The 7,192-nt window shown below is 39.1% G+C and carries 6 protein-coding genes; all 6 read right to left on the bottom strand.

Going from position 1 to position 7,192, the window contains the following annotated elements; all coding sequences use genetic code 11:
- Positions 1–195: 195 nt before the first annotated feature.
- Positions 196–408, bottom strand: a complete 213-nt coding sequence (locus CWC11_RS19400; protein ID WP_138683998.1) for an EF-hand domain-containing protein — start codon at positions 406–408, stop codon at positions 196–198.
- Positions 409–873: 465 nt separating this feature from the next.
- A complete protein-coding gene (locus tag CWC11_RS19395; protein ID WP_138683997.1) occupies positions 874–1,536 on the bottom strand; it encodes a flagellar brake domain-containing protein in 663 nt (220 codons plus the stop codon).
- A gap of 29 nt (positions 1,537–1,565) precedes the next feature.
- Complete coding sequence (locus CWC11_RS19390) at positions 1,566–3,017, bottom strand: TrkH family potassium uptake protein (protein ID WP_058548174.1); 1,452 nt, start codon at positions 3,015–3,017, stop codon at positions 1,566–1,568.
- A 96-nt stretch (positions 3,018–3,113) separates the two neighbouring features.
- On the bottom strand, positions 3,114–3,728 hold the full coding sequence (locus tag CWC11_RS19385; protein WP_138683996.1) for a YigZ family protein: 615 nt from the start codon (positions 3,726–3,728) through the stop codon (positions 3,114–3,116).
- A gap of 88 nt (positions 3,729–3,816) precedes the next feature.
- A complete protein-coding gene (pepQ, locus tag CWC11_RS19380; RefSeq protein ID WP_058548176.1) occupies positions 3,817–5,139 on the bottom strand; it encodes a Xaa-Pro dipeptidase in 1,323 nt (440 codons plus the stop codon).
- A gap of 149 nt (positions 5,140–5,288) precedes the next feature.
- Positions 5,289–7,175, bottom strand: a complete 1,887-nt coding sequence (locus CWC11_RS19375) for a transglycosylase SLT domain-containing protein (RefSeq protein ID WP_138683995.1) — start codon at positions 7,173–7,175, stop codon at positions 5,289–5,291.
- Positions 7,176–7,192 lie beyond the last annotated feature (17 nt).

Here is a 7,192-nt window from a genome sequence, read left to right as displayed (position 1 = left end):
ATCTTGTCTGAACTAATACAAATAAGAGCAAGTGCTTTATTTAGATGTTTCATAGCGTATTCCTTCATATTCAATGTTCTATCAAAAAATTGGTTTGCTAAAATTAAAGTCATATTCACTTCCTTGTTATCCTCTTTCGTAAACTCCCTTGCCTACTTAGGTTGTCTTTGGCAACTCAGGATAAATCACTTTAAATTAAGCTTCTGAAAACTCTTCTTTTGATAACTCACCATTTTGGTCAGTATCGAGCTCTGAAAACATGCTCATTAGCTTTGCATCTACCGACGCTTCTGCTTGGCTAATTGCGCCATTACCATCTACATCTAACGTATCGAAATCTGATGCTGCAAAAGCTGCTGATGAAGATGCAATAGCGATTAGTGCTAAAGTTTTATTAATGCTTTTCATAATATGTATCCTTCAAATTTATGTGTGTGCGATTAAGTCTTTCACTTTAAATCACGTTTTCGTTCAGTACACCCAGACTATTACAACTTAAATGCCAACCTTTAAAAGCCTCTATATATCAATGTATTACGATAACTTTCTCGTTGTTTTAAAGATTTTAGCTGTGATTTTTGTTGCTATTTAGCAACGCGATTTATAAAGCGAAAATTAAAGCCAACAAAAACAGGTAGTTACAATTAAGTAAAAAGCTACAGTTTTGAGTATTTAATAGAAAGGTGGGGTTTTACCTAGAAAATTTAAGTAAACTTTAAGCTAAGCAGGTTTGCAGTGAAAATAATAATTCTATTTTCAACTAACTCAACAAACTGTTATTTAAGGAAATTATATTTATTTTTAAATTAAATGAAGAAGTATTTTTAAATTTTTACGCAAAATACCTTTTTGTTGCAAAAAGGCGAAACGTTACTACTCTACAGCCATATCAAGTACTGATGGGTCGATAAAATGTTCTTTCATAAATGCTTTCATTTCATCTTCACTGGCTAATAACCTAATTCCGCAATTAACACCCGATGAGTGCTCTTTCACACTGCAAATCTCACCCTGAAAATCCTTACTATTGGTATCGAGTATTACAGTGCATTGCATGTTTTTTAGGTCTTCGTCTTGTTGATCGCCCCTAACATCAAACATAACACCAGTGAGTGAAATATCTTTGATGATGCCTTCAAGTACTCTGTCATCGTTCACTTTTAATTTAGCCGGTAATAAGGTAGGTATGCGTGCTTGAGAGCGCAGAGCAAAAAGCTGTACTTGCTTAGGGTAGTTAATAAAAATCAACCTAGCAGGATGAGAAGCCACCGACATTATTTGTTGTCGAAATGCAATAATTTGCCCGCCACTGCCTTCTATTAATGCTCTTACTATAACCATTACACCATCGCGTAAATAATCACTACTCGCAGGCAAGCGCTTTGAACTAGGGTAATTTAAAATAATAAACTTATTCTCGAGCAAGCCTACAAACTCGGTTTTAATGCGCTTGCTGTCGGTGGGAGTGAGTATTTCTAAGTCAACCAAGCCACTCGTAGTGAGTTGGTGTAATTTGTTTAGATTTGACGCTGGCATACTCTACCCCTGAGTTAGTTTAATAGCGTTTAGCCACGCCAAAAAGTAGGCGTAAATAATACTAATAACGTGAATATTTCTAACCGGCCAAATACCATAGCAATAGTTAGCAACCATTTTGCGCCATCGGTAATTGCACCATAGTGCGAGGCAACATCACCTAAACCTGGGCCTAAGTTATTTAAACATGCAGCAGTGGCAGAAAACGCCGTTATGTTATCCATACCAGTCCCCATAAGCGCCAGCATAATAATAATAAACACCAGTGCATATGCCGAGAAAAAGCCCCACACGGCCTCTACAACTTTATCTGGCAATGCTTTACGGCCAAGTTTAATAGAGTATATAGCGCGTGGGTGTACAAGCCTATTAAGTTCACGTACGCCCTGTAAGTAAAGTAAAAACACTCTTACTACTTTCATGCCGCCACCGGTAGAGCCTGCACAGCCACCAATAAAGCTCGAAAATATAAGTAAAATAGGTAAAAACAGCGGCCAAGTAGAAAAGTTATCGGTAGCAAAGCCTGCCGTTGTACTCATAGATACCGCTTGAAACAAAGCCTGATCGAGGGTCTCGTCGCCATTGGCAAATATTTCGTTGGATGAAAGCACAGTAAAACAAATAACCACCAGCGCTAATTGAATACACAAAAACACCTTAAACTCAGGATCACGTATATATACTTGAATGTTTCTGCTCGCCACTGCGGCGTAATGCAAAGAGAAGTTGACGGCGGCAATAATTAAAAAGAACACGCAAATAAAGTTAATCATTGGGCTGTCAAAATGCCCCATAGACGCATCGTAAGTAGAAAAACCACCTATCGCTACTGTAGAAAACGCATGACATATAGCATCAAACCACTCCATTCCTGCAGCCCAATAAGCCAGCATACACGTAATAGTTAACGACACATAAATATACCAAAGGTGTTTGGCTGTATCGGCTATGCGAGGGGTCATTTTAGAGTCTTTAACAGGACCAGGTATTTCAGCTCTGTATAACTGCATGCCACCCACACCAAGCATGGGCAGTATAGCGACAGCAAGTACGATTATACCCATACCGCCAAACCACTGGAGTTGCTGGCGATAAAATAATACCGATTTTGGCAAGTATTCAATACCCGTTAGTACGGTAGCACCGGTGGTCGTAAGGCCTGAAAACGCCTCAAATACGGCATCAGCCAAAGATAAGTTTGGCTCTTGTAAAAATATAAGCGGTAATGATGCAAACGCCCCTAGTACTAACCAAAACAAAACTACAATTAAAAAGCCTTCGCGTGCTTTTAAATCGCCGTTTTCATGGCGGTTTGGGTAATAAGCCATCATGCCAATAACAACGCTGAATATAAATGCTAAAACAAACGGAACACCACCACCGTCTTTATAAATTAAAGACACCAGTGCCGGTGGCACCATGGTAATACTAAACAGCGCAACAAGTTGGCCAAGAATTTTTATGATGGTACGAAATTGCATTTAGCTTATCGCTTTTATTATTAGTAAACTGAGATTGAGTAACTTCAATCAGATCAAATTAAACAGGTATGCATTAAATGCAATTTGTGTAGGTTATTACTCTTTAATAGTTAACTCAACTGCGCCGTGGCTTAAATCAAAAATATCTTTTATTGCTTGCTGGGCTTGTCGGCTATCTATTGTGATCACCCATTCAATATTAGCAGTAAATTGCTTATCAATATTAAGTACCTGATAATTGGTTTTTAATAACTGCTCTATTGCACCTTGCATGTTGTATTCGCTTTGGCCAATAATTTCTACGCTAGGTACTTTAGTGACTGTTTTAAGTTGAGTAAGCGCATTATTAAGCGAGCCGCCATAAGCACGCACTAAACCACCTGTGCCTAACTTAATACCCCCAAAATAACGTGTAACCACTGCGGTAATTTCACCAAGCCCGGATCCCACCAGCACATTTAACATAGGTTTGCCTGCAGTACCATTTGGCTCTCCATCATCTGAAAAACCATAAACATGGCTGCCACCAGGATTACCCGCTACATGCGCCCAACAGTTATGGCGAGCATCTGAGTACTTTTCTTCAATGCTTTTAATAAACGCTTTAGCTGCATTTAAATCAGGCGTATGAGCTATATGAACAATAAAAGTGCTTTTTTTAATTTCTTCTTGGTGAAACACATCTTCGGCAGGGTATTTATATTCAGACATAATTAAAGCTCAATTAAAAATGGGGCCAAAAGGCCCCTTTGTATTCGCGTATTTTAGCGCGTATTAGCTAACTCGTCTTTATAAGGATCTAGTCGAGCGCTAAATCACGAGTCATATTTTCTAGGCTATCTTCGTGCACAATAATGTTGTCTTCAATACGAATACCGCCATAAGGTTTAAATGTCTCAACTTTATCCCAGTTAATAAACTGTTTGTTGTCGGTTTGTGCTAAATCACCTAATAGTGAATCAATGAAATATAAACCCGGCTCTATAGTGAATACTTGGTTTTTCTCAATTTTACGAGTACAACGCAAGAATGGATGCCCTTCTGGTGATGGCTGATGCCCTCCTTTTTCATCACTCATAAAACCGCCCATATCATGAACTTGTAAACCTAAATGATGCCCGAGTCCATGCGGGAAAAAAGTAGACGTAATTTTACGCTCAACAATTTCTGCCGCTGGTAAGTTTACAATTTTGAAGTCGCTAAGAATTTGCGCAATACGGTTATGGCATTCAACATGTAAATCGCCATATAACATACCTGGTTTTAAACCTTTGCCTAACTCAATTTGCGTAGCCGTCATAGTATTAACAAGCTCAGCAAACTCACCCTGCTTTTTAAAATCGTATGTGCGGGTAATATCAGCAGCGTAACCGTTGAAGTTTGCACCTGCATCAATCAAAAACGAATTATGAGTATGCGGCGCTTTAGGGTCAAAATGTGTGTAATGCAAAATAGCGCAGTTTTCGTTAAGCGCAACAATATTACCGTATGGCATTTCGTTTTCGCTTTGGCGTGTAGCCATAAGGTACGCTTGTTGAATATCAAACTCGCTACCACCATTGTAAAACGTATCGCGTGCGGCTTTATGCCCGTCTACTGCTATGCGGTTAGCTTGGCGTAAACATTCAAGCTCGTACTGCGTTTTGTATGCACGATGAAAATGAAAGTAATTTAATACAGGCTCAGGGTTCATTAAACTAAAACCAAGTGCTTGTGCTACTTCAATGTACTCGCCCATATACGCATATTTAGCTTTATCGTATGGAAGTAGCTTTTCGACTTGATCAGGCTGTAGTAATAGCTCGATATCAAAGTACTCAGCCCAAAAGTCACGTGGCTCGTCAGGTACTTTATGCCAAAAATCAACTGGACGATAAAAAATAAGCTTTGGCTTATCGCTACCATTAACCACAATCCAGCAATGTGGATTATCAATTACAGGCAACCAAGCTTTAAATTGTGGATTAACTTTAAACGGGTAATACATGTCGTCTAAAAACTGGCGCTTAGCTTGGCCTGAGTGAATAACTAATCCCTCTAACCCTTCACGGTCACAAATTGTACGAGTACGCTGTTGCAGTGTTGCAATATGTTCGGCGTATAAAACGGCTAATTTATCCATTGTTAATCCATCTGTTAAATTTAACTTGCTTTGAGTCTACCACTTAAAGGCTGAGCGCTCAAAAAAGGGGGATATTTAACATGTAAATATCCCCCTTCTTAATGCTTATACCAATCGTGTTAAGTTATTACTCGGTGGGTATTATATATTCAACCACCCATTTTCATTTCAAGGAGCGGCGCGAGCACATTACCTTCTCGGCCCATTCGAGTGTGATACACCTGCCTATATGCAAATACATTTTTTACATAGTCGCGGGTCTCACGATACGGAATAAGCTCTACCCATAACTCAGCCGGAATTGCTTCATCGGGTAACCAACGTTTTATACGATGATACCCCGCATTATAAGAAGCTGTTGCTAGTACTTCGTTGCCGTGGTTTTTCTTTTTTAAATACTGTAAGTAACTTGTACCTAATCTAATATTAGTTTTAGGCTGATACAAACGATTACTCGATACACTTCCTTTATTTACGTACTCAGCAGTACTTGGCAATAATTGCATTAAGCCACGCGCATTAGCATGCGAGCGAGCATCGGGTGCAAATGAGCTCTCACGCCTTGCTATTGCAATACTCCATGCGGGGTCTATTTTGCTACGTTTGCTGTAACGCTCAAATACATCTTGATATGCAAACGGAAAACGCTGCTCTACATTATCCCACGCTTTTATTTTAGCGAGTGTAAAAATAGTGCTGTCGTGCCAACCTAAATCGGTAGAGAGTATTGATGCAGCTAACTTTTCGTCAGCACTAGAGGTATCTGTTAAGTAATTCCACTCACGGCGCGCTGAGGTAAATCGTTCTATATCGTAAAGCGCCTTTGCACGTTTAAACCCTGGTGCATTACTCACTTTATCTACCAACTTTTGATCAACCGCTAAAGGGTGATTATTTAAATCAATAGGCAGCCCTAAACGCGCAGCAGCTAAAAAGCCATAATAATCGCGATTAGCAGCCACTTTTTTCCAAATATCATCCGCTTTTTGTTGCTCGCCTCGTTTAGCGTAGCTATACGCTAACCAATATTGTTGGCCTAAGCTTAAATCTTCTTTACCTGTAAAAAATGCAGCTATACCTTCCCAATCTTGGGTTTTGAGCATATTACCCAGCTGCCATTGTATTAACTTTTTATCTTGTCGGTCTTTAGGTACTTTATTTAACCAAAAGCTAGCTTGTTTGTGCCCGCTTGATGCAAGCGATAGCGCAAAGGTGTAATACACATCAGCCTTAGAAGCTTCGCTGTAGTTAAATATTTTTTCTAACTTTTCCCATGCTTTTAATGCAAGCTCTTTGTCGCGCCAAATTAAACGCTTAACCCCATAAAGAGCTATTTCGCCTTCTTTATCCGATTTATTTTTATAACGATATAAACCAGCCGCTGCGCTTGGATCGCGACGTACTTTTAAATATAAATCAGCTAAGTAGCGTTCATTTTTAGGCAATAGTGTTTTTAAATAAGGTAATAAGCTTTGTGTACCGCCTTGCGCTGCGAGTGTAACGCGTTGCCATACGGTTTCTTCTTTCATGTAGCCTTTTTTACGCCACTGAGAAAAAAGCGCATCACACTCATTGGGCTGCGACTTTCCAACAGCCCACAAATCAGTAACCTGATTAAAAATTGCTTTTTCAGGTGCGCCTAAATCAAGCTGAAAATCCAAATAAGTACACGTAAGCTCAGCATTTGAGGTTTGGCGATAATTACGAATATATGCCGCTTTTTTGTTTTTATCTTTTAAGTACTCTAACCACGCTTTTCGCACAGGCCATTCTAATGGCGTATGCTGATAAATAGTTAAGTAGTCTTCTATTTCGGCTTGGTATTTAAAGTTTGGGTTACGCTGCCAATAGGTTTTTTCAACATACGGTTTTAGCGGATGATTAAGTCCACTAACCGCTTCTTTAAAGTCTTGATAACTACCGTAACGTGCTTTTTTTTCAGCATCTAAAAAAGCATCGTTATCGATACTCGCCTCGGCAGAATAAAGAGGAAATATAAATGCAGCTGCCGCAACGTTTAATAAATATTTTTTCATAATGTCCTTTAATAAAA

The organism is Pseudoalteromonas sp. S3178 (assembly GCF_005886985.1).
Lineage (GTDB): Bacteria > Pseudomonadota > Gammaproteobacteria > Enterobacterales > Alteromonadaceae > Pseudoalteromonas > Pseudoalteromonas carrageenovora.
The sequence above is the reverse complement of the archived record's forward strand: the minus strand, read 5'-3'. Positions and strand labels throughout refer to the sequence as shown.

Coding starts and splice junctions, on each gene's coding strand:
- CWC11_RS19400 (WP_138683998.1), bottom strand. CDS start 408: ATGAAAAGCATTAATAAAACTTTAGCACTAATCGCTATTGCATCTTCA.
- CWC11_RS19395 (WP_138683997.1), bottom strand. CDS start 1,536: ATGCCAGCGTCAAATCTAAACAAATTACACCAACTCACTACGAGTGGC.
- CWC11_RS19390 (WP_058548174.1), bottom strand. CDS start 3,017: ATGCAATTTCGTACCATCATAAAAATTCTTGGCCAACTTGTTGCGCTG.
- CWC11_RS19385 (WP_138683996.1), bottom strand. CDS start 3,728: ATGTCTGAATATAAATACCCTGCCGAAGATGTGTTTCACCAAGAAGAA.
- pepQ (WP_058548176.1), bottom strand. CDS start 5,139: ATGGATAAATTAGCCGTTTTATACGCCGAACATATTGCAACACTGCAA.
- CWC11_RS19375 (WP_138683995.1), bottom strand. CDS start 7,175: ATGAAAAAATATTTATTAAACGTTGCGGCAGCTGCATTTATATTTCCT.